Raw genomic sequence first — 22,824 nt, 5'->3', positions numbered from 1 at the left:
TGCTTACTCTGTTAACAAGGCTTGATGCAGTAAAGGTGCTGCAGCATCTTTTGCTGAAAGCTCAGGCAGCTGAGAAAAAGGCCATTCAATACCTATTGTCTCATCATTCCATAAAATGCTACCTTCCGATGAAGGTGAGTAATAATTAGTTGCTTTGTACAGAAACTCTGCATACTCACTAAGAGTAACAAAACCATGAGCAAAACCTTCTGGAATCCAAAGCTGTCGCTTATTCTCAGCAGATAGATTTACGCCAACCCATTGACCAAAAGTAGGCGATTCTTTTCGGATATCGACCGCAACATCAAAAACCTCACCGACAGCACAACGAACTAACTTCCCCTGTGCATTTTCTCCTCTCTGAAAATGTAGCCCTCTGAGTACGTTCTTTTTGGATTTTGAATGATTATCTTGAACAAATGTAACTTTACGTCCAATCAACTCTTCAAAGGTCTGCTGGTTATAACTTTCAAAAAAGAATCCCCTCTCATCGCCAAAAACTTTAGGCTCTAAGATCAAGACATCTGGTATTGCTGTTTTAATCACAATCATCACTTATAAACCTTTCACCATCTTCAGCAAATATTTGCCATAATCATTTTTTGATAATGGCCCGGCCAGTTCTATAACCTGTTGTGCATTTATAAAATTTTTACGAAATGCGATCTCTTCCGGGCAGGACACTTTTAGCCCCTGGCGTTCTTCGATGGTTGCAATAAAATTACTGGCCTCTATCAAACTCTGATGCGTCCCTGTATCCAGCCAGGCATAACCGCGCCCCATCATGGCGACAGACAATCTTCCCTGATCCATATAGATACGGTTAATATCCGTGATTTCTAACTCACCGCGAGCGGAAGGCTTAAGATTTTTCGCCATCTCCACCACGCTATTATCATAAAAATACAGCCCCGTTACCGCGTAATTACTCTTCGGTTGTAACGGTTTTTCCTCCAGACTAACGGCTGTGCCACTTTGGTCAAACTCAACCACACCGTAGCGCTCCGGATCGTTTACATGATAAGCAAAGACGGTAGCACCACTTTCTTTATTAACGGCAGCTTCCATTAACTTTGGTAAATCATGACCATAGAAGATATTGTCACCCAGTACTAATGCACAATCATCATTACCAATGAACTCTTCACCAATAATAAACGCCTGTGCTAAGCCATCCGGGCTTGGCTGTACTTTATATTGAAGATTCAGCCCCCACTGGCTGCCGTCTCCCAGCAGTTGTTGAAAACGCGGCGTGTCCTGTGGCGTACTGATGATCAGGATGTCCCGAATGCCTGCCAGCATAAGCGTGGAAAGGGGATAGTAAATCATCGGTTTATCATAAATTGGTAGCAATTGCTTACTTACCGCCATGGTCACCGGATAAAGACGGGTGCCGGAGCCCCCCGCTAAAATAATGCCCTTACGCATTTTCATTTCCATTTCTCATTCATAGAAAATGCCCTGATGGGCATTTAAATTTATCAGATGGTTGTCGTCGTAAACATTTCAGTCAGCATGCGCTTAACTCCTAATTCCCATTGCGGCAGAATAAGGTCAAAATTACGCTGAAACTTTTCAGTATTGAGACGCGAATTGCCTGGTCTGCTCGCCGGCGTCGGGTAGGCGCTGGTCGGCACAGCATTAAGCTCAGTCAGCGCAAGCGTTATCCCTGCTTTGCGCGCCTCGTCAAAGACTAAGGCCGCGTAGTCATGCCAGGTTGTGGTTCCCCCGGCAACCAGATGGTAAAGACCTGCGACTTCTGGTTTCTTTAACGCCACACGGATCGCATGAGCCGTGCAGTCAGCCAGTAATTCTGCACCGGTTGGCGCACCGTACTGATCGTTGATGACTGAAAGTGTCTGACGCTCTTTCGCCAGACGAAGCATTGTCTTTGCGAAATTATTGCCCTTACCTGCATAAACCCAACTGGTGCGGAAGATAAGATGCTTAGGGCAGTTATCCTGCAGGGCCTTTTCTCCCGCCAGTTTGGTCTTGCCATAGACATTCAGCGGCGACGTAGCGTCCGTTTCCTGCCATGGGATATCGCCGGTACCAGGAAATACATAATCGGTTGAATAATGCACTACCCATGCGCCAGTTTCGTTGGCTGCTTTAGCGATGGCTTCCACACTGGTGGCGTTAAGTAACTGCGCCAGTTCTGGTTCAGACTCTGCTTTATCTACTGCAGTATGTGCTGCTGCGTTAACAATCACATCGGGACGAAGCTTACGAACGGTTTCGGCAACGCCTTTCGGATTACTAAAATCACCGCAAAACTCTTTTGAATGGACATCCAGGGCAATCAGATTCCCTACTGGTGCCAGAGAACGTTGCAACTCCCAGCCTACTTGCCCTGTCTTACCAAAAAGTAAGATATTCATTACTGGCGTCCTTCATAGTTCTGTTCTATCCAACTCTGATACGCCCCACTTTTAACATTGTTTACCCATTGAGTATTTGCAAGGTACCATTCCACTGTTTTACGAATACCGCTTTCAAAGGTCTCCAGCGGTTTCCAGCCTAATTCACGGCTAATTTTACCTGCATCAATGGCATAACGACGATCATGGCCCGGACGATCCGCGACATAAGTGATTTGTTCACGATAAGAAGTCGCTTTGGGTACAATCTCGTCCAGCAGATCACAGATGGTAAATACCACATCGAGATTTTTCTTCTCATTGTGGCCACCAATGTTATAAGTCTCCCCCGCCTTGCCTTCAGTCACTACCATATGAAGCGCGCGAGCGTGATCTTCTACATATAGCCAATCGCGAATCTGATCCCCTTTGCCATAAATTGGCAAAGGCTTTCCTTCCAGTGCGTTCAAAATGACCAACGGAATCAGTTTTTCAGGGAAGTGATAAGGGCCATAGTTATTAGAACAATTGGTAACGATCGTTGGTAGACCATAGGTACGCCGCCAGGCACGGACTAAATGATCGCTGGATGCTTTTGACGCAGAATAGGGGCTACTTGGCGCATATGCCGTCGTTTCAGTAAATAACGGCAGCGTAACGCTGTTTTCAACTTCATCAGGATGCGGTAAATCGCCGTAAACTTCATCAGTGGAAATATGATGAAAACGAAAATTATTTTTTTTATCTTCGCCAAGCGCAGACCAGTATTTACGCGCAACTTCAAGAAGTACATAGGTGCCGACGATATTGGTTTCAATAAATGCTGCCGGCCCGGTAATCGAACGGTCCACATGACTTTCCGCAGCCAAATGCATCACCGCGTCCGGCTGGTACTGCTCAAAAATACGCGTTATTTCAGCGGAATCACAAATATCCGCGTGTTCAAAATTGTAGCGATTACTTTCAGAAATATCAGAAAGGGATTCAAGATTACCGGCGTAGGTTAATTTATCAATATTAACTACAGTGTCCTGTGTATTCTTAATAATATGGCGGACAACAGCTGATCCAATAAAACCTGCCCCGCCAGTAATAAGTATCTTCACTTTTCTATTCCATAAGGCGTATTTAATGTGGTATTTAATTTGCCAATAAAAATTAATTGCTCAAGTCGTTACACACGCTACCGCCCCTGGCTCATCAGCTACCAGTGCACTGCGTACATATCGACTTGTTACAAACCTCGCCCAGCAGGGCAAAGCTCACTAAAACTTAAACGCTAATTGTCTTATTAATTGCATCCGGAAACAAGGATTAATCTTATAAAATCAGCATTAAAATGCTCCAGATAACCCCTTGTTACTTAAGCCCTTTATACAAAACTAAAACGGCAGTCAACACTCGTTTCAGCCAACTTGCCGCTTCGAATGTTCACTGCCGTTATTATGTTTATCACCAACCATTTATCACGGTTGTTAATACTTATTCATGCAGAAGCTGCTCTATGCTCTTACGGAACTTCGCTCCTTCTTTCAGGTTGCGCAGCCCGTACTTCACAAATGCCTGCATGTAGCCCATTTTTTTACCGCAGTCATAGCTGTCACCCGTCATTAGCATAGCGTCAACCGACTGTTTTTTCGCCAGTTCAGCAATGGCATCGGTGAGCTGGATGCGGCCCCAGGCGCCCGGTTCGGTTCTTTCCAGTTCCGCCCAGATGTCGGCTGAAAGCACATAACGGCCTACCGCCATCAAATCGGAATCCAGCGTCTGCGGCTGATCCGGTTTTTCGATAAACTCCACAATCCGGCTGACTTTGCCTTCATTATCCAGAGGTTCTTTCGTCTGGATAACGGAATACTCCGATAAATCACCTTTCATGCGCTTCGCCAGCACCTGGCTGCGACCCGTTTCATTGAAACGCGCCACCATCGCCGCAAGGTTATAGCGCAGCGGATCGGCGGTAGCATCATCGATAATAATATCCGGGAGTACCACAATGAAAGGGTTATCGCCCACGACCGGACGCGCGCACAGAATAGAGTGCCCCAGCCCTAACGGCTGCGCCTGGCGAACGTTCATAATCGTTACGCCCGGTGGGCAGATAGATTGCACTTCCGCCAAAAGCTGACGCTTAACGCGCTGTTCAAGAAGTGATTCAAGTTCATAAGAGGTGTCGAAGTGGTTCTCAACGGCGTTTTTAGACGCGTGAGTCACCAGTACGATTTCTTTGATCCCTGCAGCCACAATCTCATCGACAATGTACTGAATCATTGGCTTGTCGACGATCGGTAGCATCTCTTTTGGGATTGCCTTGGTGGCAGGCAACATATGCATACCCAAACCCGCTACCGGTATAACTGCTTTCAAATTCATCATTGTTTCTTCCACCTGTAAAATGGTTGCTGAATTATAGCTCTTTAGCTTGTTTTCGCCAGCATGAATTACTCTGCTGCCAGGGATAATGATGGCACGCTTTACATTACGTCTTAGTCGGCACCATAACATTAAGTATGAACAACTTTTTCCCAGGAATTTTCGTAAAAATAGCGGTACTTACCCTCCCCGCTTCGGCAGCGAAAAATTCACTGCTTCGACATTCACGGTTTGGTGATTAATCCTGTCGATATCCACGGAACTCTGCCCGTTTTCATTGATGGCATGAACATTAGCGAGGGAAAGCAGCGTGTCCTGGCGGGCCATAAATTGACCACGGACATCTTTACGCAAATCGAAATGCATTTTTAATGCCGGGCCAATCGCTGAAGTTTGCATCACATTGATATTACGCAGGAAAAGATGCTGCGGTTGGTTATGCAGCTCCAGTGTGGCATGCGTCATCCGCACGTTAGTGATAGCGACAAACGAAGGAGCGTTACCGGAGGAAATTTGAATGCCGCGTAATTTATAAGCAACCTGGCGATTATCCAACCGAATAGCGTTTAATTTAAAGTTTTGCGGAATTGACAGGTATTTTCCTTTAACGACGCCATAGCCGATGAGCATCCCAGCACTATTCGCCATATCAATATTATCAATGACGAAATTATCACAGCCATAAATTGCGATCGTTGCGTTATCAATACCCGCATTTTTACTGAAATCGGGCGTGATGTTTTTGGCTTTGACATTGCGAATGACGAAATGTTTGCCATTTTCTACGTGCACAAGCTGTCGGCAATCAGATCCGGTAATATTGGCCACCACAAAGTTTTTTACTGCCTGGTCTTCAGGATAACTGTTGTCATAGGTGCTACCCGCCAGCCCGATGCCGATCCCCCAGTTGATTTTGCCATTGGTACAATCAATGCGTTCGATGACATGATCGGAAATCAGGATGTCGCGGTCGTGAATCGCGACATTCCACTCAATGGCGTCCCCCTGCAAATCGCTAAAGCGGCTATGCGTAATCCGCACGCCGTCCATTTGGTTATGAAATCCCTGGCGGAGAATGGCGTAGTTGGCGTGGGTAACGGTGATGTCATCGATAATGAGATTACGCATCACCTGCGGTTCCTTACCGCCGATGAAAATTTGCGCGACGGGGCCAAAGCCGCTCATCGCCACGCCTTTAATCACACAGTCCGACCCGCGAACATCCAGCGTCACATTGTGCAGACTGCCGCCCTGCTCCCCCACCACCTGACACCCGTCCTGCAAAATAAACCGTCCCCGGCCATTCCCACGCACCGCGCCCTGTACCCGCAGCGTTTTTCCCGCCGGAATCGTTATCGCCGCATTGATATTTTCACACACCCATCCTGGCGGTACGACCACGGTCTGTCCGTCGGCGAAGGCCTGTTTGAACGAGGCGATACCGTCATCCGCCGGATAATCCTTAATATCGACGGTCTCGCGAGGTTCACGCGCCTGTACCGGCAAGGCGCGCAGAAAAGGAAGAACAGCAAGCGCAGAACCTGCCGTCAGGAGGGTACGTCGGGAGAATTTAGTCGCGGGCATACCACCTCGTTTATATCGTTTGTAGCAGGCTGGCTAACTGGCGATTAATCGCCTGCTGATTAAAATCTTGCGCCACTTTTTCACGGGCGCGCGTGATCACCGACTCCAGCGTGTCGTGGTCAATCCGGCTGAACTCAGCGAGTCGGGCCGCCAGCGCCTGCGCATCGTTTTCCGGCACCAGCCAGCCGGATTTGCCGGCCTCCACCAGTTCCGGAATACCGCTATGCACGGTAGATACCACGGGAATCCCTACCGCCATCGCCTCCATCAGCGCTACCGGAATACCTTCCATATCGCCATCCGTACTGGTAATCGACGGCAGCAAAAAAACATCGGCGTCATCCAGCATCGCCTTCACTTCATGGCTCGGTTTAAACCCCGGCATCTCAATGACATCCTCTAGCTGATACTGCTCGATGAGCGTGCGCAGCCGACGTTCCCACGGGCCAATCCCCAGAATGCGGTAGCGAAACGCCACGCCCTGTGCTTTCAGTTGCCGACAGGCTTCAATCGCCACATGCAGGCCTTTTTTTTCTGTCAGGCGCGCGACGGAAATCATCTCCAGCGGCATCCCTGGCGCTTTCACCGGACGATGGGTAAAACGCGTCATGTCGACACCCATGCGCGAAACGGCAATCTTCTCTGGCGGACAGCCCATACTTTTCAGGCGACCGGCCCACAGTTCGCTGATGGGCAGCATCAGATCGCCACGACGAAACAACTGCTGATACTCCGGCGTGTAATGACTGAGCACCTCGCGGCTGGAAATATCAATCCCGTGGAAAATAGTCGCGATTTTGCCGCGAAGCACGCCCAGTTCGCGCAGTTTGGCCGCCGTCACGCCCGCCGGACCAAAGTGCGCGATGAACACATCCGCCACAAAAGGTTGGCCCGCCTGCGCGCAAATCGCGGAAAGGATCAAATTGCGTGATTCATCGCCGTAGCGGGTAAAATTGAGCGCTTTCCAGGTCGCCGCCCGATGCAGCCCCGGCAGCGTTTTACATGCCCGGTAGCGCAGTTTCGCCAGCCGTCCCTGGGGCTCATCCTGTAACCAGCGGGTTTTCGCCGCCAGGCCATACTTCTCCCAGGCGGCGTGAGTATGTTGGGTATCGCCTTTTTGTAACGCGACAATCTCCACCTCATGGCCCATATCAATAAACGCAGTAATCTGATTCAGCACAAAGGTTTCCGATGAGAGTGGAAATTTCAGCAGAAAAAAGCTGACTTTCATTGCTCCTCCCGAATTCTGTCGAGAACGGATTTGATCATCGTGAACCCTTTCGCCCGCTCCTCGGTGACGGCATTAGCCACTTTTGCCTTTAGCGCAGGCAATTGATTGAGCGTATCGGCCACCACGCTTTGTAATGAACCGTTCAGCAAGTGACGGATATCGATAGCCAATTCCGCCAGGCCTAGTTGCTGCATAATCCCGGCGGATTTATGTTCATAATTAATGGCGATAGCGGGCGTGCCAAAATTCATGGAGATAATGGCGGAATGCAGGCGCGTCCCGATGGTCAGTACGCAGGATGCGAGGATCTTTCCGATTTCCACGTCATTGAGTTCGTCCATCGCGATATGGAAATGCTCTGAGTCGTTTACATACTTCGCCATCCGTAACGCAACCATCCGGTCATCGCGGTTATAGCGATCGATACTGGTGCAGGTCGACAGCGCCAGTACCTGATAACCGTCCGCAATCAGGCGATTCACGACCTGGGCAAATGCCTGCTCATAGGCCTGCTGAGTGGTGCCCAGACGTCTATCAAACGGCTCCAGATCGCGCAACGTAATCGCGACGGTTTTGCGGCGCGCGGTGACGTCCAGCCAGTGCTGCACAGCATAACTGGCAACAAACTCGTCGTGACGGCGTTCGACTAACCAGGCGGTATCCACCCCCAGCTCCACTTTCCGGGTATCGATCTGCGCGGCGGTCATCAGATCGCGGCTGACGGTTTCACGCAGGATCAACGCACTGGTGCGTCCAAAAACATAATTGGCGAGCTGGTTAAAGTCAGGGTTCTGGAAAGGGCCGACGCTATGTCCCACCATATAAATTGGTTTGTTCGCCATAAACGCGCACAGCGGATATTCAAAGTGAGTCAAACCGTATAAGTCGACATAGTTTGAACCGCCCACCTGAATGACGGCGTCATACTGCGCAATAAATTGCGCGAATTCGGCAAATTCCGGCGCGATAGCAAAATTACGCAGCGATCCTTCCTGGGCGACTTTAGACAATAAAATTTTATGCTGAAAACGACGGCGTAATATTTTTTTCACCCGACCGTTAAGCCCTGCCGCCGCCTGCTGTTTCTGGCTTAACTGATACAGCGGGTCGGCAATAATCGGGCGCCCCTGCAACCAGGCGGAACTCACCGGGAAACGGCTCATCACATCCATCTCCGCCTCTGGTGCCTGTTGACGGATGGCATCAAGCAAACCGCGCATAATGGCGCTATCACCACGGTTGCCGCATGTGTGGTTGCCTAAAATTAATAATTTCATAAATAGCCTCTTATATCCCCGTCATCCGACACGTAATAACTTTTTCATTTTTGCACTGCCAACAAGCTGATTTTTAATTTCCATCACCAGCGCATTGCGTGAAAAAATAATCATTAAAATAAAACTCAAAATACCGACTACAACCTGTAGTGCGAATACCCCTGACAACGGTAAATAGCCGTCGACCAGCTTTCCTGCGCCGTAGCTGGTAATAAATGTTGGCAATGAGAGATAAAACGGTAGCCACAGGCTGAGAATATACTGACGATAGCTGGAGCCGAGTACTGGCTTAATCATCACGAAATAGCTCAGAATGGTGTTGATGATTTGCACCACCAGGAACCCCAGCGTCACGCCAATCGCCCCCGCCAAATGGCCGCCAATGAGAATTGCCGGGATAAACAGAAACGTTTTAAAGACGTTGAACTTAAAGCTGATATCCACGCGCGCTTTCGCCATCAGCAGCGAACCAATCGGGTTGCCGACCGAACGCAGCAGCCCCACCACGCACAGCAATTGCAGGATCGGGATAATACTGTTCCACTTCTCGCCAAACACTAACGGCACAAAATTGTTCGCCACTACCATCAGGCCCAACAGCGCGGGAAAATTGATAATTCCCACCACGGAAAGCAACTTATAGAAGTTGACGCGCAGCTTCTCGGTATCGTCCTGGATTTTGGCGAATGCCGGAAATAGCACGCGAGTAATGATGGGGTTAAGCTTCGCCGGCGGCACAACCGCCACGTTGTACGCGAGGTTATATCCCCCGGCGACGCTTGCGCCGAGAATTCTCGCCAGTACCAGCGTCGATAAATTCGTGTTGATGTAATTGACGATACTGTCCGCCGTCAGCCACGCGCCAAAACGCAGGTTCGTGGACACCGATGCCAGCGAAAAATGCAGCCCCGGACGGTAAATCTTGCGGCCAAAGTAACCAAACAGCAGCGTTCGCACCGCGCTGTTCACCAGATAGCCGAGAATCGCGGTTAACGCCAGCGGCCAGTAATGGGCGCTAATCACCGTAAAGGTGAACCCCGCCAGCACGGAGGTCGTTTCGATCATGCCGATCTTATTGAACTCCAGCTCTTTTTGCATCAGCGCGCGGAACTGCTGCCCGTGAGGGATCACGATAAACGCCAGCGACAACGTTTTGATTAACGGCGCAAGATCCGGATTATGCAAAACATGGGCAATCGCATCGCTCAGCCAAAAGACCACCGCAAATACCACAATCCCAAGCCCAACGTTTAGCCAGTAAAGCGTGGTCAGCTCCAGATGCCCAATCGTTTTACGCTGGATAATCGAGTTCGCGATGCCAAAGTCCGAGATCGTGTCGGCCAGCGCGATAATCACCAGCGAGACGGTCAACAGGCCAAACTGGTGGTTGTCGATGATCCGCGCCAGCACCGTCATCTGAATTAACCCCAGACCGATAATCACTATCGTGGCGATAGCCGACCATTTAGCGCCGCTGATCGTTTTTTGTCGTAAACTCATTCTTTTCTCCAGAACCTGTTCACAAGGCGTCATTGGCGCAGCCAGATTGAGCACTGCCCTGGTGCAATATGGCAAGTAAAATAGCCTTGTGGGTCAGGTTCTTAATACGCCGCTTTATTAACAAACCCTTTAAAAATCGTCAGAAAAACGATTTTGATATCGAACCAAATACTCCATTCGCGGATGTATTCCAGGTCGAATTCCACGCGTTTTTCCATTTTCTCCAGCGTATCGGTCTCACCGCGCCAGCCATTAATTTGCGCCCAGCCGGTGATGCCCGGCTTCATCTTGTGGCGTAGCATGTAACCTTCAATCAACTGACGATACTGTTCGTTATGCGCCACCGCGTGAGGACGAGGACCGACGATGGACATCCCGCCAGTTAATACGTTGATAAACTGCGGCAATTCATCCAGCGAGGTACGACGCAAAAAGTTACCTACCCGGGTGACGCGCGGATCGTTTTGCGTCGCCTGGGTAACGACCTTATCGTTCTCCATCACCTTCATTGAGCGGAACTTCCAGACCTTGATCGGCTTGCCGTCCATCCCGTAGCGCGTCTGACGGAAAATCACCGGCCCGGGCGAGCTCAATTTGACCGCCAGCGCAATGCAGCACAGTACCGGTGAGATGAGCAGCAGAATCAGCGACGCCAGCACGATATCTTCTGCCCGTTTAAGCAGACGGTTAATCCCTGATAGCGGCGTGTCATACAGCGGAACGACCGGAACGCCGCTCATCTCCTCCACGCGCGAGTGGAGAATATTAAAGGTGAACACATCGGGAATAAGGATCACCGAGCAGGTGGTGTCGGCCAGCTCGCGCACCAGTTTTTTCACCATGGCGCCGTCGCTCATTGACATGGCGATATAAACATTGTGAATTCGCGAGGCTTTCGCATCGTCAATTAACTGCTCGAAGTTCCCGGCCCAGTCAGCAGAGACGCCGCCCGGTTTAGGATCGTGATAGACGCCCACCACCTCAAAACCCAGCCACGGCTCATTACGGAAGCTATCCAGCAACGCCTGGCCCGCAGGCAAATCTCCGGCGACGGCGACCCGGCGAGTGTTATAACCACGATTGCGTAGCCAGCCCGCGCCAAAACGAATAAATGAACGGCATAACACTAAGCCCAGGCTGGACAGCGCATACCAGGCCAGCCAGGTGGCAAGGCGGTTGTCAAAGTCATCATTAAACGCCACCAGACCGGCGCTGAAGATCAGGCTCAGCGTCCAGTTTTGCAGTAACAGCGTTAACTCTGTCGACATTTTGACGCCGCGCCAGGAGCGATAAAAATCGGTTATCCCGCCCAGCATTTGAAAAACAACCAGCGTAATCAGCGCCACCAACAGGTGCATGTACAGGAATGGCAGTCCACTGACTTCACAGATGAACCACAGCCCGCCAAACATGATGGTGATATCTGAAAAGCGTTGCACCATAGAGATTAACGATGCATTGGTTTTGGCTCGTTCGCGCTTTTTTAGATTTGTCATCGTTGTTCCTGTGATTGGCCCCTTACCCGCAGGCGGTAAGGGGAGATCTGACGTTACTGATTCAGCAGCGCCAGCAGAGTGCGTGTTCGCGCTTCCATCAGCGGAATATCGCCGCGTGATTCCACATTCAGGCGCACCACCGGTTCGGTGTTTGACGAGCGCAGGTTGAAACGCCAGTTGGCGAACGACATGCTGAGACCGTCCGTGCGGTCCACTGCCTGCGCCTCTTCCGCGAAGTGCGCTTCCACCCGCGCCATGGCCGCCGCCGGCTCCGCCAGCCTGCTGTTGATTTCCCCGCTCGCCGGGAACGCCGCCATCCGGTCGCGGACCAGCTCACCCAGCGACTGCCCCTTCAGGCACACCAGCTCCGCCACCAGCAGCCACGGGATCATCCCGCTGTCGCAGTAGGCAAAATCACGAAAATAGTGATGCGCGCTCATTTCCCCGCCATAAATGGCATCCTCCGTACGCATCCGCTCCTTGATAAAGGCGTGCCCGGTTTTTGACATCACCGGCGTCCCGCCCGCCGCCGCCACCACTGCCTCCGTGTTCCAGGTCAGGCGCGGGTCGTGGATAATCTTCGCCCCCGGGTGTTTTTCCAGAAACGCTTCCGCCAGCAGCCCGACGATGTAGTACCCCTCGATAAACTGCCCTTTCTCATCGAACAGGAAGCAGCGGTCGAAGTCGCCGTCAAAGGCGATACCCATGTCCGCCCCGTGTTCAATAACGGCCTTGCGGGTGTCGTCGCGACACTCCGGCAGCAACGGGTTGGGAATGCCGTTCGGGAAGGTGCCGTCCGGGGTGTTGTGGATTTTGATGAACTCCACCGGCGCGCCCAGCGCCTTCAGACGCGCTTCGATGGCGTCAATGACCGGCCCCGCCGCGCCGTTGCCGGCGTTAAACACCAGCTTCAGCGGGGTGAGATTGTTAACACTGATATAGCCGAGCAGGTGGTCGATGTAGGCGTTGCGCAGGCTGATTTGTCTGTAGCTGCCGCGCGCGGCCTCGTTCACCGGCGGGAAGTCGCCCGCTTCCGCCAGACGCTGAACGTCGCGCAGACCGGTGTCGCCGCTTATCGGGCGGGCGCCCTCGCGTACCAGCTTCATGCCGTTGTAGTCCATCGGATTATGGCTGGCGGTCACCTCAATACCGCCGTCCACGCCGAGGTGGAAGGTGGCGAAGTAAATCTCTTCGGTGCCGGACATACCGATATCCAGCACGTCGACGCCCGCATCCTGTAACCCTTTTGCCAGCGCCAGCTTCAGCGCCTCGCTGGTCAGGCGCACGTCGCCGCCCAGCACGACGGTTTTCGGTTTTAAATATTCGCCGTAAGCGCGGCCAATCCGCCACGCGATATCTTCATTGAGCTCTTCGCCCAGCCTGCCGCGAATGTCGTAGGCCTTGAAACAGGTTAATTTTGTCATGTTCTTACCCTTCTTCAGGCAACAGTTAGCCCTGACCGTAAATGGCCAACATCGTTATTGTTATTCATTGCCGGATGGCGCGTTGCGCTTACCGGGCATAATTGCAGGCGTCAGACCCGCCCGTAACGGTCCTCGAACCGCACCACGTCGTCCTCTTCGAGATACGAGCCGGAACGCACTTCAATTAAATCGAGCGGTATTTTTCCCGGATTTTCCAGGCAGTGGGTCGCCCCCAGCGGAATATAGATGGACTCGTTTTCACCGAGCAGCTTAACCTCGCCGTTGATGGTGACTCTGGCGGTCCCCGCCACCACCACCCAGTGCTCGGCGCGGTGATGGTGCATCTGCACCGACAGTCCTTCCCCCGGCTTGACGGTAATGCGCTTCACCTGATAGCGCTCGCCCGCGTCGATGGAGTCGTATTTGCCCCACGGACGGTAAACCTCTCGGTGCATGTGGTGCTCATGGCGTCCGTCGGCCTTGATCTTCTCCACCACCTTTTTCACGTCCTGCACCGCATGGCGATCGGCAATCAGCACGGCGTCTTTGGTCTGCACCACCACCAGATCCTTCACGCCGACGGTGGTCACCAGGCCGGATTCGGCGTAAACGTAGCTGTTTTCCGTTTTATGGCTGATGACGTCGCCGTGGTGGACGTTTCCCTCCGGGGTGTGGGCGCTGATTTCCCACAGCGAGGACCACGAGCCGACATCGCTCCAGCCCGCGTCCATTGGCATCACCACCGCGTCCGCCGTTCGCTCCATCACCGCGTAGTCAATGGACTCTTCCGGACAGGCGAGGAAGGCCTCTTCATCCACACGAATGAAATCAAGATCCGGATCGACGCCGCGCATCGCCTGTTCACAGGCGGCCAGAATATCGGGGCGGAACTTTTTCAGCTCTTCCAGATAGCGTCCGGCGCGGAACAGAAACATGCCGCTGTTCCAGTAGTAATCGCCGCTGGCGACGTAGGCCTGAGCGGTTTCCAGCCCCGGCTTCTCAACGAACTGCGCCACCTCAAAAGCCACCGCATCCGTCGCGCCCGGCACGACATCACCGCGCCGGATATAGCCATAGCCGGTTTCCGGCAGATCCGGCACGATACCGAAGGTCACCAGTTTGCCCACGTCGGCATAGGGCATGGCGCTGCGCACCGCGTCGCGGAAGGCCTCTTCATTGGCGATCGCATGATCCGCCGCCAGTACCAGCATCAGCGGATCGCAGTCCGTATGCTGGCGCGTCGCCGCCAGCGCCGCCAACGCAATCGCAGGCGCGGTATTGCGCCCGGCGGGCTCAAGAATAATGTTCTCCGTCAGCTTATTGAGCTGGCGGAGCTGTTCGGCGACGATAAAACGGTGCTGTTCGTTGCAGATCACCACCGGGCTTTCGCACTCCACGCCGTTCAGACGGCAAATGGTGGTTTGCAGCATGGTGAGATCGCCTTTCAGGCACAGAAACTGTTTTGGATAAAGCACGCGAGAAAGCGGCCACAATCGGCTACCGGAGCCACCGGCCATCACAACCGGGTAAAGTTTTGTCTGACGCATTATCATCCCCGAATATCTGCAATAAATTGGCGTAGCACGTTCTCTTTATTGAGCGTGCGTTCGGCGTATTCACGTGCCGTCGTGTTGTTTTTCGGCATGGCGAGCGCCTGGCTAATCCCGTTGACCAGCGCGTCGGTCGACTCCGGTTCCACGCAAACGGCGATGCCCGGATAGCGCGCGCAAAGTTGTCCTAATTCGGTGTGCGGCTCAGCGGTAATCACCGCATTACCGCCGACCGCCAGAATGTTAGTCAGCTTGGAGGGCAGTACCGCATCCGCTGCGCCGCGCTTTTGCACCACCAGATGGCAGTCGCCCATTTTCAGCAGCGCGGGTAAGGCGTCGTAAGGCTGCAGCGGGAGGAATTTAATATTTGGCAGGCCGCGTTCGCGGGCCATGTTCTCCAGCCGCGCCTTGCCGCCCCCCTGGCCGACAATCGCAAAAATCAACGGTCGATCGCGTAATCGTTCCGCGGCGTCAATTACCTTTTCCAGCCCTTGCTTTTCGCCGATATTGCCGGAATAGAGCACAATTTTTTTGCCCTCTGGCAAGCCAAGCTGCTGACGCAAAGCCGTCACGTCAGCGTCATTAACGTCCTGAAAGCGCGCCACTTCCGACCAGTTCGGAAAAAAGAGGATTTTTTCCGCCGCGACGCCCTTTTCCCGCGCTTTATTCATCATGCAGCGAGATATGGTCGAAACATTATCAACGTTACGCAGCGCGCTACGTTCAAAGGCCGTTGCTAACCGCGCTACGCTGCCGCGCTTACCTTTTCCCGCCATTCCTAAGCCAAGCATGGCATCCACTTCGTAATCCTGAATATGCAGTACGGTACGCGCGCCGGAGAGTGTCGCCAGCAGACGCATTCCCGGCGTACAAAAGAGCGTCGGTACAACGCCGATAATCCGATCCGGCTTCCAGCGACGCTGCGCCATCAGTGGGAAAAAACTGCTCAATGCAAAGCTCCCCAGATGAAGCAGTCGTTTTAAGGTGGAGGGCTGTTTCGGCACATACAGCGGGCAGCGCCAGACGGTAGCCTCGCCCTCTTCCCGGCGATAGCGCCAGGCGGAATAGCGCTCGCCGACCTTCCACTGCGGGTAGTACGGCGGCGCAGTAATGACCCGCACCTCATGGCCTTCCCGCGCCATCCACGCCACCATTTCGCCGGTATATTTGCCGATACCGGTCAGTTCCGGCGAATAGTTAATGCCATAGACCAGGATCTTCATAAGCCCACCGCCGGCGCGTCAGGAAGGAAGTAGGCCCGACTGTTCTCATGAACATTGTCGCTTGCCAGAAGCTGTTCCGGCGTCAGCCAGCGGTAACTGCCATGCTGCGCGTCAGGCAGGCGTAAATCGCTCTCCGCCACGCGCAGACGAAAGCCGAGCACGATGTAGTGAGTTGAAAAATCTTCACCGGAAAAGTTGTCGTCATAGAAGTGCTGCCAGACGCCATAAAACGTCCCTGCCGCCAGCGGCAGACGCACGCCCAGTTCCGCCTGCGTCAGGCGTGCAAAGGCGGCCTCCAGCGTTTCGTCTTTGCGCACCCGTCCCCCCGGCACAAACCAGTAGCCCTGCGCCGGACGGTTGAGACGCTGGCCCAGTAAAATTTCCCCCTGGCCGTTTTCCACAATGAAATCGAGGGAGATGAGGGGCGTGGCCCGCACCACGGCGGCGAAATCTTCCTGACGTAAAAACATTGTCACCCCCGGAACCGTTGCTGATTCTCAAGGAACCACTGGTAAGTACCGGCAAGCCCTGCCTCCAGTGAAATTTCGTGATACCAGCCAAGCTGATGCAGGCGTGTGACGTCGAGCAATTTACGCGGCGTGCCGTCCGGCTTCGTGGCGTCGAACACCACCCGGCCCTGGTAACCCACCACCTTTGCGATGGTCTGCGCCAGCTCGCGGATGGTGCAGTCCACGCCAGTGCCGACGTTAATGTGCGACAGCATCGGGGCGGTGTTCTCCTGCCACACTTCGCGCGCCAGCTCCATCACGTGAATACTGGCCGCCGCCATATCGTCAACATGCAGAAATTCGCGCATCGGCGTGCCGCTGCCCCACACCACCACCTCCGGCGCGTGGCTCTGCGAAGCCTCATGAAAGCGGCGCAGCAGCGCCGGGATCACATGTGAATTGTCCGGATGGAAATTGTCATGCGGGCCGTACAGGTTGGTCGGCATCACCGAACGGTAGTCGCGACCGTACTGGCGGTTGTAGGACTCGCACAGTTTAATCCCGGCGATCTTGGCAATGGCATACGGCTCGTTGGTCGGCTCCAGCGTTCCCTGCAGCAGCTCGCTTTCCGCCATCGGCTGCCTTGCCAGTTTCGGATAGATACAGGACGAACCGAGAAACAGCAGTTTGTTCACGTTGTGCAGGTGCGCGGCGTGAATAATGTTGCTCTCTATCATCATGTTTTCATAAATAAAATCCGCCGGATACGTGTTGTTGGCGACAATGCCGCCCACTTTCGCCGCCGCCAGATAAACCTGGTCGATACCCGCCCCGGCAAAGAACGCCTGTACCGCGCGCCCGTCGAGCAGATCCAGCTCATCGCGGGTGCGCAGCACCAGTTCCACGTCGCCGCTCTGCGCAAGCTGCCGTACAATGGCGGAGCCCACCATTCCGCGATGGCCCGCCACAAAAATTCGTTGCTTGTTCATTCTCAGGACTCCAGCGCGATGGCCACCTCGTAACCGTGGGATTTCAGCAGTGAGTGTTTTTTCGCGGCTTCCAGATCGTTCGCCACCATCTCGGAGACCATCTCCGACAGGGTGATTTCCGGTTTCCAGCCCAGTTTCTCATGCGCTTTGGACGGGTCGCCCAGCAGGGTTTCCACTTCCGCCGGACGGAAATAACGCGGATCAACGGCCACAATCACATCCCCCGGTTTCACGCCCGGCGCATCGTGTCCGGTAACGGATACCACGATCCCTTTCTCATTAATGCCTTCGCCTTCAAAGCGCAGTTTTATCCCCAGTTGCGCCGCCGCCAGCTCCACAAACTGGCGTACGGAATACTGCACGCCGGTGGCAATCACGAAATCTTCCGGCTGCTCCTGCTGTAACATCATCCACTGCATCCGCACGTAATCTTTCGCATGGCCCCAGTCGCGCAGCGAGTCCATATTGCCGAGATACAGGCAGGACTCCAGCCCCTGGGCGATATTGGCGATGGCGCGGGTGATCTTACGGGTGACGAAGGTTTCGCCACGACGCGGGGACTCGTGGTTAAACAGAATGCCGTTACAGGCGTAAATACCGTAGGATTCACGGTAGTTGACGGTGATCCAGTAGGCGTACAGTTTCGCCACCGCATAGGGGGAACGCGGGTAGAACGGCGTGGTCTCTTTCTGCGGAATTTCCTGCACCAGACCGTACAGTTCAGAGGTGGAGGCCTGGTAGAACCGCGTTTTCTTTTCAAGACCGAGGAAGCGAATCGCCTCCAGCAGGCGCAGCGTGCCCATCGCATCCACATCGGCGGTATATTCCGGCGACTCAAACGACACCGCCACATGGCTCATCGCGCCCAGATTGTAGACCTCATCCGGCTGCACTTCCTGTAAAATGCGGGTCAGGTTGGAGGCGTCGGTCAGGTCGCCATAATGCAGATGAAATTTCGGGTTGCAGCTGTGCGGATCCTGATAAATATGGTCCACGCGCTCGGTATTAAACGATGACGCGCGGCGCTTGATACCATGCACCTCATACCCTTTTTCCAGCAGAAATTCTGCCAGGTAAGACCCATCCTGTCCGGTTACGCCAGTAATGAGAGCGACTTTTGACATTTTCATTTCCTCAAATAGTCCCGTTAGGGAGTAACTTTCTGAACGCGCTGGCGCGTTACCACTGCGGGATTGCCCCGACAAATCGCATTTGCCGGTAATGATTTAAATACGCTGCTGCGCGCGCCGACGACGGTGCCATGACCTATCGTCACGCCGGGCGCGACAAAAACATCGGTCGCCAGCCAACATTTTTCGCCAATAACAATCGGCGCGGCGTTAATATCGAAATGGGCGCTGGTATAATCATGGCTACCGGTACATAAATAACCTTTTTGTGAAATAACCGCATGTGCGCCAATATTAATTTCACCCAACGTATATAACACCGCGTCGTCGCCTACCCAGGCATAATCGCCGACGGTTAATTTCCACGGATAGGTAATTTTTACTGACGGTCGAATAACCACATTTTTTCCAATTTTGGCGCCAAACAGACGCAGCAAAAAGGCTCGCCAGCGATACAATATTTGCGGCGACCCGGCGAATAATGTCGCCTGTACCGCCCACCATAATTGTACTTTTAGCGCATTAGCGCCGCGGAACCCTTTCGGCACCGTAAAGCCGCTAAGATCCTGCATAATAACTCCCGGTGATTAGACTTTGTTATACCGCGCTTTTGTTTTACCCGTCGTTTTCAGACGTAATAAATAGGATAATTGCGCCCAAAACCCTGGCACACGTAATATTTTTCGCTGTACGTTTTTTGCATCCTGACATAATTCCAGATTATTCGAGGTTGACACGCCGCCCATCGAAAATTCAGATACCAGTCCGTTAATTCGCCGAAAAGGATAGCCTGCTTTATAGAGACGGGCCGCCAGCGCATAATCTGAAGAGACATGATATTGCAGATCATAAGGATACTTTTTTAACGCTACCGTCGGGAAAAATATCGCCTGATGGCTGGCTGGCAAACTATGGTAGATATAATACCCGGGTTTAGCCTTCCGGCGTATTTTATGCCCGCCGCCGAAATCCAGCAGCGCGTCGCCAATATACATCGCCTCGCCCTTTTGTCGCGCCAGTTGGCGGACAAACAGCGCGGCATCATCATGGAACGCATCACCGGAATTAAGAAACAGGGTATAGCGCCCCTGCGCCAGCGCAATGCCTTTGTTCATGGCATCATAAATACCGCGATCCTTTTCACTGATAAAACGCAGGTTAAACTCACCGTGACGTTTTTGCAGAAATTCGCGCGTGCCGTCCTCCGAACCGCCGTCCACTACGATCCATTCAAATGACAGACCCGGATCGCGCGCCAGATTGCGCAGCGAGCGCCAGGTTTTTACCACCCCTTCGTAATTGCGAAAGGCGACGGTAACGACGCTTAAAAACATGCCACCACCCCGTTATGAAATTTTTAACGCCTTGCGCAAAATGAACGGACAGACGATTAAAAAAGCATATTCCGGGCTAAATATTGAACCGGTAAAAAACAGCGACACCGGCGTAAAAAGATAGAGCTGCACCCGAAAATTACGATTATCGCCAAACGCATTTAGCGCCATTTTTAAAACTTTCCCCATATACCACAGCGTCATTAGCACTGCGAACCAGGAAAAATAAATAATCAGCAGATACAATCCATTGTCTATGGTTTTCCCGACATCCGCACCGTTAAAGATTCCGAATGATGCAACATATTCATAAAGTGAGCCAAATCTGACTACACCATCAATATGGGTCAAGGAATATCCGACCATGACTAACGGGCCCACAATACGATAATAAGAAGATGAGCCTTCCGTCCCTAAATCGCCAAGTCGTGTCGCGATATAAGGAAATGCAATAATTACCCCAACCAAAAACAGGGTTAATGAGACCAGCGCCAGTGGAAGTTTTTTCTTTATCGCATCCTTATTCAAATATTGGAACGCCCACTCCAGAAGGTAAAACAGGATAAAGGTCATTACCCCTGAAAATGATCCTGATAATATTATCCCTGCCAGAATCATAGCATCGCTTTTCGGTGTTTTGATACCAAACTGTTTGATGCTCAGCCAAATTGAGATTAGTGCCAAAGCGAAAAATGCCGGTTCAAAATAAAGCGCAGTGGTACGCTTACCGCCAAATTTTATGAAGTTCAGTACGTAGCTATTACTGTAAATGAGATATTTCGAAATTCCTTCCATAATACTGCTGCCGCCGGTAAGGATAATTTGCGCCATCTCAACCGCGGCGAGCGCGACCACTATACCCACCACCAGATAAAAAAAACGTAAAATCTTTCGGTGGTTATGCGCGGAAATGGTTTTGAATCGGATACTCCAGACCATCCCGATAATGACCACAATATAGACAAACAGCATCGTGGATGTGACATATTTACCGGCATTCAGCGACTGGCCGAACAGGAAGTTAAATGCCGTAAGCCCCGCGCCGATGCCTAAGGCAATCATCAATTTTTTTACGCTAATGCGTTCCACAAATAACAGCAGCAACAGCGGTAAAAAAGTGACGATGGTAATGGGAAAGCTTTCCCCCAGTTGGGCAATCTTGACATTGACCAGTAGGTAGATCAGCGGCAGCAGCAGGTAGCTACAGATTCTGATAGAACGAGACATACTCCTCCAGCATCTGTTGACCGCTGTACGCGACGCGGCTACGCATACGAAAGGCGTCCAGCGTGGCGCCAAATACCGCCTGAGCAATCTCTGGCTTACGCCGCTGCGCCAGGCGCAGTACATCTGTAGCGGCAAAGGTCTGGCCGCCGGATTTCGCCAGCACCTCCTGCGCCGCCTCGCTGTGGGTAGCGAGCACCGGTACGCCGATCGAGAGCGCTTCACACAAGATCAGCGGATAGTTATCGACCCGCGAGCTAAAGACCAGCGCATCCATCTCATTGAGCGCGCTCATTAATTTGCGCTTATCGGTTTCAAAACCGTGATTAACAACGTTTTGGCCAGTAAAAGGCGAAAATTTACCGAAGGTATGCAGTTCAATTTTTTCGCCCAGCGCCATCATGTCGTGTACCAGACGCTGGTCAGTTTTGCCGTCATAACGCAAGTCATGCGCCACAATGGCAATTCGCGGTTTTCCCGGATTCAGCGGCACAGGTGATAGCTGCGCGAGAATCGCCTCGGTCGCCAGATCGATACCGTTGTTAATAATCTGGCAGCGCCCCGCGCCATAAACGCTGTTAAAGGCCTCGGCCACGTGCTGGCTCGGCGAAATAAACCGGCAGCCCAGCCGCAGCATGTCCCGAAAGCGCTGACGTTTGCCGTCAATAAGCTGGTGCGCCCGATCCACCCTGACCGGCGGATAATTGCTTAGGGTCGGGCATTTTTGGCAGCCGTTTTTCCAGCCCTCGCAACCGTCGGTGAAGGCGCAACGCCCGGTGACGCTCCAGTGATCGTGCAGCGTCCAGACCAGCGTGACGTCTGGTTTTTGCGCTTTGACTTTTTCGCAAAACGTCACGATGTCCGCCAGGTTTAGCCAGTAACTGTGGAGAACATGAAAATGCAGCACCAGCGGGCCGGATGTCTGGATAACCGTGCGGTAAAGATTGTCGAGATTGCCAAACAGATCGCGATTCAGGAAACGAAACAGCGCGATATTAGCGATTGCCGTGCCGCGCGGCGTCTGTTTTATCACCTGCGGATAGCGGTGGTGACTGACGCTTTTTTTTCCGCCTTTGCCATAACCATAGACAAAACGTGACGTCAGCCCTTTTTGCAATGCCCGCAGATGGAGATCCAACGCCACTCCCGCCGCACCGCCTTCCGCCAGCCGTACATTAAATTGCAGAATATTCATGTGCTGACCTTCACCCGTGCTTTTTCTCCCACCACCAGCGCATGGTCCGGAATACTGTCAAGCACCACGCTACCCGCGCCAATCGTGACGTGATTACCAATAGTAATATCGCCAAGCAGGATGACATTCGCCCCCAGCTCAACGCCGTGACCAATCACCGGACAAGCCAGACTGTCCGCGCCGCGATTGCCAATGGTGACGCCGTGGCGAATGGTAAAATCGTCGCCGGCGACGACATGTTTGTTAATCACTACCGCGTAACCATGATGGATAGTGAACCGCCGACCAATGGTCGCGGCGGCCTGGATTTCATACCCGAACAGGCATTCCGTGATCACGCGATACAGCACCAGCACCGGCGCGGCCCACAGATTATTCAGCACATTCTTTTTGCGCCAGACGGAACAAAAATGAGCGATACGGTAGGCCAGCACCATGCAACAGGGGCGTAAGCTCCAGCTATTCGCGCGTAAGTCTTCCAGCAT

General features: G+C 52.8%; 21 protein-coding genes. All 21 read right to left on the bottom strand.

Annotated elements, in window-relative coordinates:
* Window positions 1–3 precede the first annotated feature (3 nt).
* The 21 genes from rfbC to wcaB all read right to left on the bottom strand — a co-directional run bounded on the left by rfbC (window position 4) and on the right by wcaB (window position 22,824).
* Entirely contained in the window at window positions 4–555 is a 552-nt protein-coding gene (gene rfbC / locus ACLJNW_RS00780) for a dTDP-4-dehydrorhamnose 3,5-epimerase (protein WP_000973709.1), read from the bottom strand.
* Window positions 556–1,434 carry a glucose-1-phosphate thymidylyltransferase RfbA gene (gene rfbA, locus ACLJNW_RS00775; protein WP_023194347.1) on the bottom strand — a complete coding sequence of 293 codons (879 nt, stop codon included), beginning with the start codon at window positions 1,432–1,434 and terminating at the stop codon, window positions 556–558.
* Window positions 1,435–1,481: 47 nt separating this feature from the next.
* On the bottom strand, window positions 1,482–2,381 hold the full coding sequence (gene rfbD / locus ACLJNW_RS00770) for a dTDP-4-dehydrorhamnose reductase (RefSeq protein ID WP_001023658.1): 900 nt from the start codon (window positions 2,379–2,381) through the stop codon (window positions 1,482–1,484).
* Window positions 2,381–3,466 carry a dTDP-glucose 4,6-dehydratase gene (rfbB, locus tag ACLJNW_RS00765; RefSeq protein ID WP_000697846.1) on the bottom strand — a complete coding sequence of 362 codons (1,086 nt, stop codon included), beginning with the start codon at window positions 3,464–3,466 and terminating at the stop codon, window positions 2,381–2,383. The genes rfbD and rfbB overlap by 1 nt, the downstream gene beginning before the upstream one ends.
* A 376-nt stretch (window positions 3,467–3,842) precedes the next feature.
* The gene (gene galF / locus ACLJNW_RS00760; protein ID WP_000981469.1) at window positions 3,843–4,736 is read right to left on the bottom strand and encodes a GalU regulator GalF; all 894 of its coding nucleotides are present in this window, start codon (window positions 4,734–4,736) and stop codon (window positions 3,843–3,845) included.
* Window positions 4,737–4,913: 177 nt separating this feature from the next.
* Entirely contained in the window at window positions 4,914–6,317 is a 1,404-nt protein-coding gene (wcaM, locus tag ACLJNW_RS00755) for a colanic acid biosynthesis protein WcaM (RefSeq protein WP_023209799.1), read from the bottom strand.
* Between the two features lie 10 nt (window positions 6,318–6,327).
* Window positions 6,328–7,548 (bottom strand): colanic acid biosynthesis glycosyltransferase WcaL, encoded by a 1,221-nt coding sequence (gene wcaL / locus ACLJNW_RS00750; protein ID WP_000868504.1) that lies wholly within the window; start codon window positions 7,546–7,548, stop codon window positions 6,328–6,330.
* Window positions 7,545–8,825 (bottom strand): colanic acid biosynthesis pyruvyl transferase WcaK, encoded by a 1,281-nt coding sequence (gene wcaK, locus ACLJNW_RS00745; RefSeq protein WP_023204337.1) that lies wholly within the window; start codon window positions 8,823–8,825, stop codon window positions 7,545–7,547. Before wcaK ends, wcaL begins: the two co-directional genes overlap by 4 nt.
* Before the next feature lie 21 nt (window positions 8,826–8,846).
* Window positions 8,847–10,325, bottom strand: a complete 1,479-nt coding sequence (gene wzxC / locus ACLJNW_RS00740; protein ID WP_023139021.1) for a colanic acid undecaprenyl disphosphate flippase WzxC — start codon at window positions 10,323–10,325, stop codon at window positions 8,847–8,849.
* Between the two features lie 101 nt (window positions 10,326–10,426).
* The gene (gene wcaJ / locus ACLJNW_RS00735) at window positions 10,427–11,821 is read right to left on the bottom strand and encodes an undecaprenyl-phosphate glucose phosphotransferase (RefSeq protein WP_000183155.1); all 1,395 of its coding nucleotides are present in this window, start codon (window positions 11,819–11,821) and stop codon (window positions 10,427–10,429) included.
* A gap of 53 nt (window positions 11,822–11,874) precedes the next feature.
* Window positions 11,875–13,245, bottom strand: coding sequence for a colanic acid biosynthesis phosphomannomutase CpsG (cpsG, locus tag ACLJNW_RS00730; protein WP_023204336.1), 1,371 nt, complete (start codon window positions 13,243–13,245; stop codon window positions 11,875–11,877).
* A gap of 110 nt (window positions 13,246–13,355) precedes the next feature.
* Window positions 13,356–14,798, bottom strand: coding sequence for a mannose-1-phosphate guanyltransferase (gene cpsB, locus ACLJNW_RS00725; RefSeq protein ID WP_072209469.1), 1,443 nt, complete (start codon window positions 14,796–14,798; stop codon window positions 13,356–13,358).
* Complete coding sequence (gene wcaI, locus ACLJNW_RS00720) at window positions 14,795–16,018, bottom strand: colanic acid biosynthesis fucosyltransferase WcaI (RefSeq protein ID WP_023203902.1); 1,224 nt, start codon at window positions 16,016–16,018, stop codon at window positions 14,795–14,797. The genes cpsB and wcaI overlap by 4 nt, the downstream gene beginning before the upstream one ends.
* Complete coding sequence (locus ACLJNW_RS00715) at window positions 16,015–16,488, bottom strand: GDP-mannose mannosyl hydrolase (protein ID WP_023203903.1); 474 nt, start codon at window positions 16,486–16,488, stop codon at window positions 16,015–16,017. The genes wcaI and ACLJNW_RS00715 overlap by 4 nt, the downstream gene beginning before the upstream one ends.
* 2 nt (window positions 16,489–16,490) lie before the next feature.
* Complete coding sequence (locus tag ACLJNW_RS00710) at window positions 16,491–17,456, bottom strand: GDP-L-fucose synthase family protein (RefSeq protein WP_023203904.1); 966 nt, start codon at window positions 17,454–17,456, stop codon at window positions 16,491–16,493.
* A gap of 2 nt (window positions 17,457–17,458) precedes the next feature.
* Window positions 17,459–18,580, bottom strand: a complete 1,122-nt coding sequence (gene gmd, locus ACLJNW_RS00705) for a GDP-mannose 4,6-dehydratase (RefSeq protein WP_000048160.1) — start codon at window positions 18,578–18,580, stop codon at window positions 17,459–17,461.
* Between the two features lie 23 nt (window positions 18,581–18,603).
* Window positions 18,604–19,158, bottom strand: coding sequence for a colanic acid biosynthesis acetyltransferase WcaF (wcaF, locus tag ACLJNW_RS00700; RefSeq protein WP_001153603.1), 555 nt, complete (start codon window positions 19,156–19,158; stop codon window positions 18,604–18,606).
* 15 nt (window positions 19,159–19,173) lie between these two features.
* Window positions 19,174–19,920 carry a colanic acid biosynthesis glycosyltransferase WcaE gene (gene wcaE, locus ACLJNW_RS00695; RefSeq protein WP_000480134.1) on the bottom strand — a complete coding sequence of 249 codons (747 nt, stop codon included), beginning with the start codon at window positions 19,918–19,920 and terminating at the stop codon, window positions 19,174–19,176.
* A gap of 12 nt (window positions 19,921–19,932) precedes the next feature.
* A complete protein-coding gene (gene wcaD / locus ACLJNW_RS00690; protein ID WP_000091392.1) occupies window positions 19,933–21,147 on the bottom strand; it encodes a colanic acid polymerase WcaD in 1,215 nt (404 codons plus the stop codon).
* A complete protein-coding gene (gene wcaC, locus ACLJNW_RS00685) occupies window positions 21,122–22,339 on the bottom strand; it encodes a colanic acid biosynthesis glycosyltransferase WcaC (RefSeq protein WP_023203905.1) in 1,218 nt (405 codons plus the stop codon). Before wcaC ends, wcaD begins: the two co-directional genes overlap by 26 nt.
* Window positions 22,336–22,824, bottom strand: a complete 489-nt coding sequence (gene wcaB / locus ACLJNW_RS00680) for a colanic acid biosynthesis acetyltransferase WcaB (protein WP_000888724.1) — start codon at window positions 22,822–22,824, stop codon at window positions 22,336–22,338. Before wcaB ends, wcaC begins: the two co-directional genes overlap by 4 nt.

It is taken from the genome of Salmonella sp. SAL4457 (assembly GCF_046548235.1).
GTDB lineage: Bacteria > Pseudomonadota > Gammaproteobacteria > Enterobacterales > Enterobacteriaceae > Salmonella > Salmonella enterica.
Note: the sequence above shows the minus strand (reverse complement) of the source record. Positions and strands in the feature narration are given on the sequence as shown.

Coding starts and splice junctions, on each gene's coding strand:
- rfbA (WP_023194347.1), bottom strand. CDS start 1,434: ATGAAAATGCGTAAGGGCATTATTTTAGCGGGGGGCTCCGGCACCCGT.
- rfbD (WP_001023658.1), bottom strand. CDS start 2,381: ATGAATATCTTACTTTTTGGTAAGACAGGGCAAGTAGGCTGGGAGTTG.
- galF (WP_000981469.1), bottom strand. CDS start 4,736: ATGATGAATTTGAAAGCAGTTATACCGGTAGCGGGTTTGGGTATGCAT.
- wcaM (WP_023209799.1), bottom strand. CDS start 6,317: ATGCCCGCGACTAAATTCTCCCGACGTACCCTCCTGACGGCAGGTTCT.
- wcaL (WP_000868504.1), bottom strand. CDS start 7,548: ATGAAAGTCAGCTTTTTTCTGCTGAAATTTCCACTCTCATCGGAAACC.
- wcaK (WP_023204337.1), bottom strand. CDS start 8,825: ATGAAATTATTAATTTTAGGCAACCACACATGCGGCAACCGTGGTGAT.
- wzxC (WP_023139021.1), bottom strand. CDS start 10,325: ATGAGTTTACGACAAAAAACGATCAGCGGCGCTAAATGGTCGGCTATC.
- wcaJ (WP_000183155.1), bottom strand. CDS start 11,821: ATGACAAATCTAAAAAAGCGCGAACGAGCCAAAACCAATGCATCGTTA.
- cpsG (WP_023204336.1), bottom strand. CDS start 13,245: ATGACAAAATTAACCTGTTTCAAGGCCTACGACATTCGCGGCAGGCTG.
- cpsB (WP_072209469.1), bottom strand. CDS start 14,798: ATGATAATGCGTCAGACAAAACTTTACCCGGTTGTGATGGCCGGTGGC.
- wcaI (WP_023203902.1), bottom strand. CDS start 16,018: ATGAAGATCCTGGTCTATGGCATTAACTATTCGCCGGAACTGACCGGT.
- ACLJNW_RS00715 (WP_023203903.1), bottom strand. CDS start 16,488: ATGTTTTTACGTCAGGAAGATTTCGCCGCCGTGGTGCGGGCCACGCCC.
- ACLJNW_RS00710 (WP_023203904.1), bottom strand. CDS start 17,456: ATGAACAAGCAACGAATTTTTGTGGCGGGCCATCGCGGAATGGTGGGC.
- gmd (WP_000048160.1), bottom strand. CDS start 18,580: ATGTCAAAAGTCGCTCTCATTACTGGCGTAACCGGACAGGATGGGTCT.
- wcaF (WP_001153603.1), bottom strand. CDS start 19,158: ATGCAGGATCTTAGCGGCTTTACGGTGCCGAAAGGGTTCCGCGGCGCT.
- wcaE (WP_000480134.1), bottom strand. CDS start 19,920: ATGTTTTTAAGCGTCGTTACCGTCGCCTTTCGCAATTACGAAGGGGTG.
- wcaD (WP_000091392.1), bottom strand. CDS start 21,147: ATGTCTCGTTCTATCAGAATCTGTAGCTACCTGCTGCTGCCGCTGATC.
- wcaC (WP_023203905.1), bottom strand. CDS start 22,339: ATGAATATTCTGCAATTTAATGTACGGCTGGCGGAAGGCGGTGCGGCG.
- wcaB (WP_000888724.1), bottom strand. CDS start 22,824: ATGCTGGAAGACTTACGCGCGAATAGCTGGAGCTTACGCCCCTGTTGC.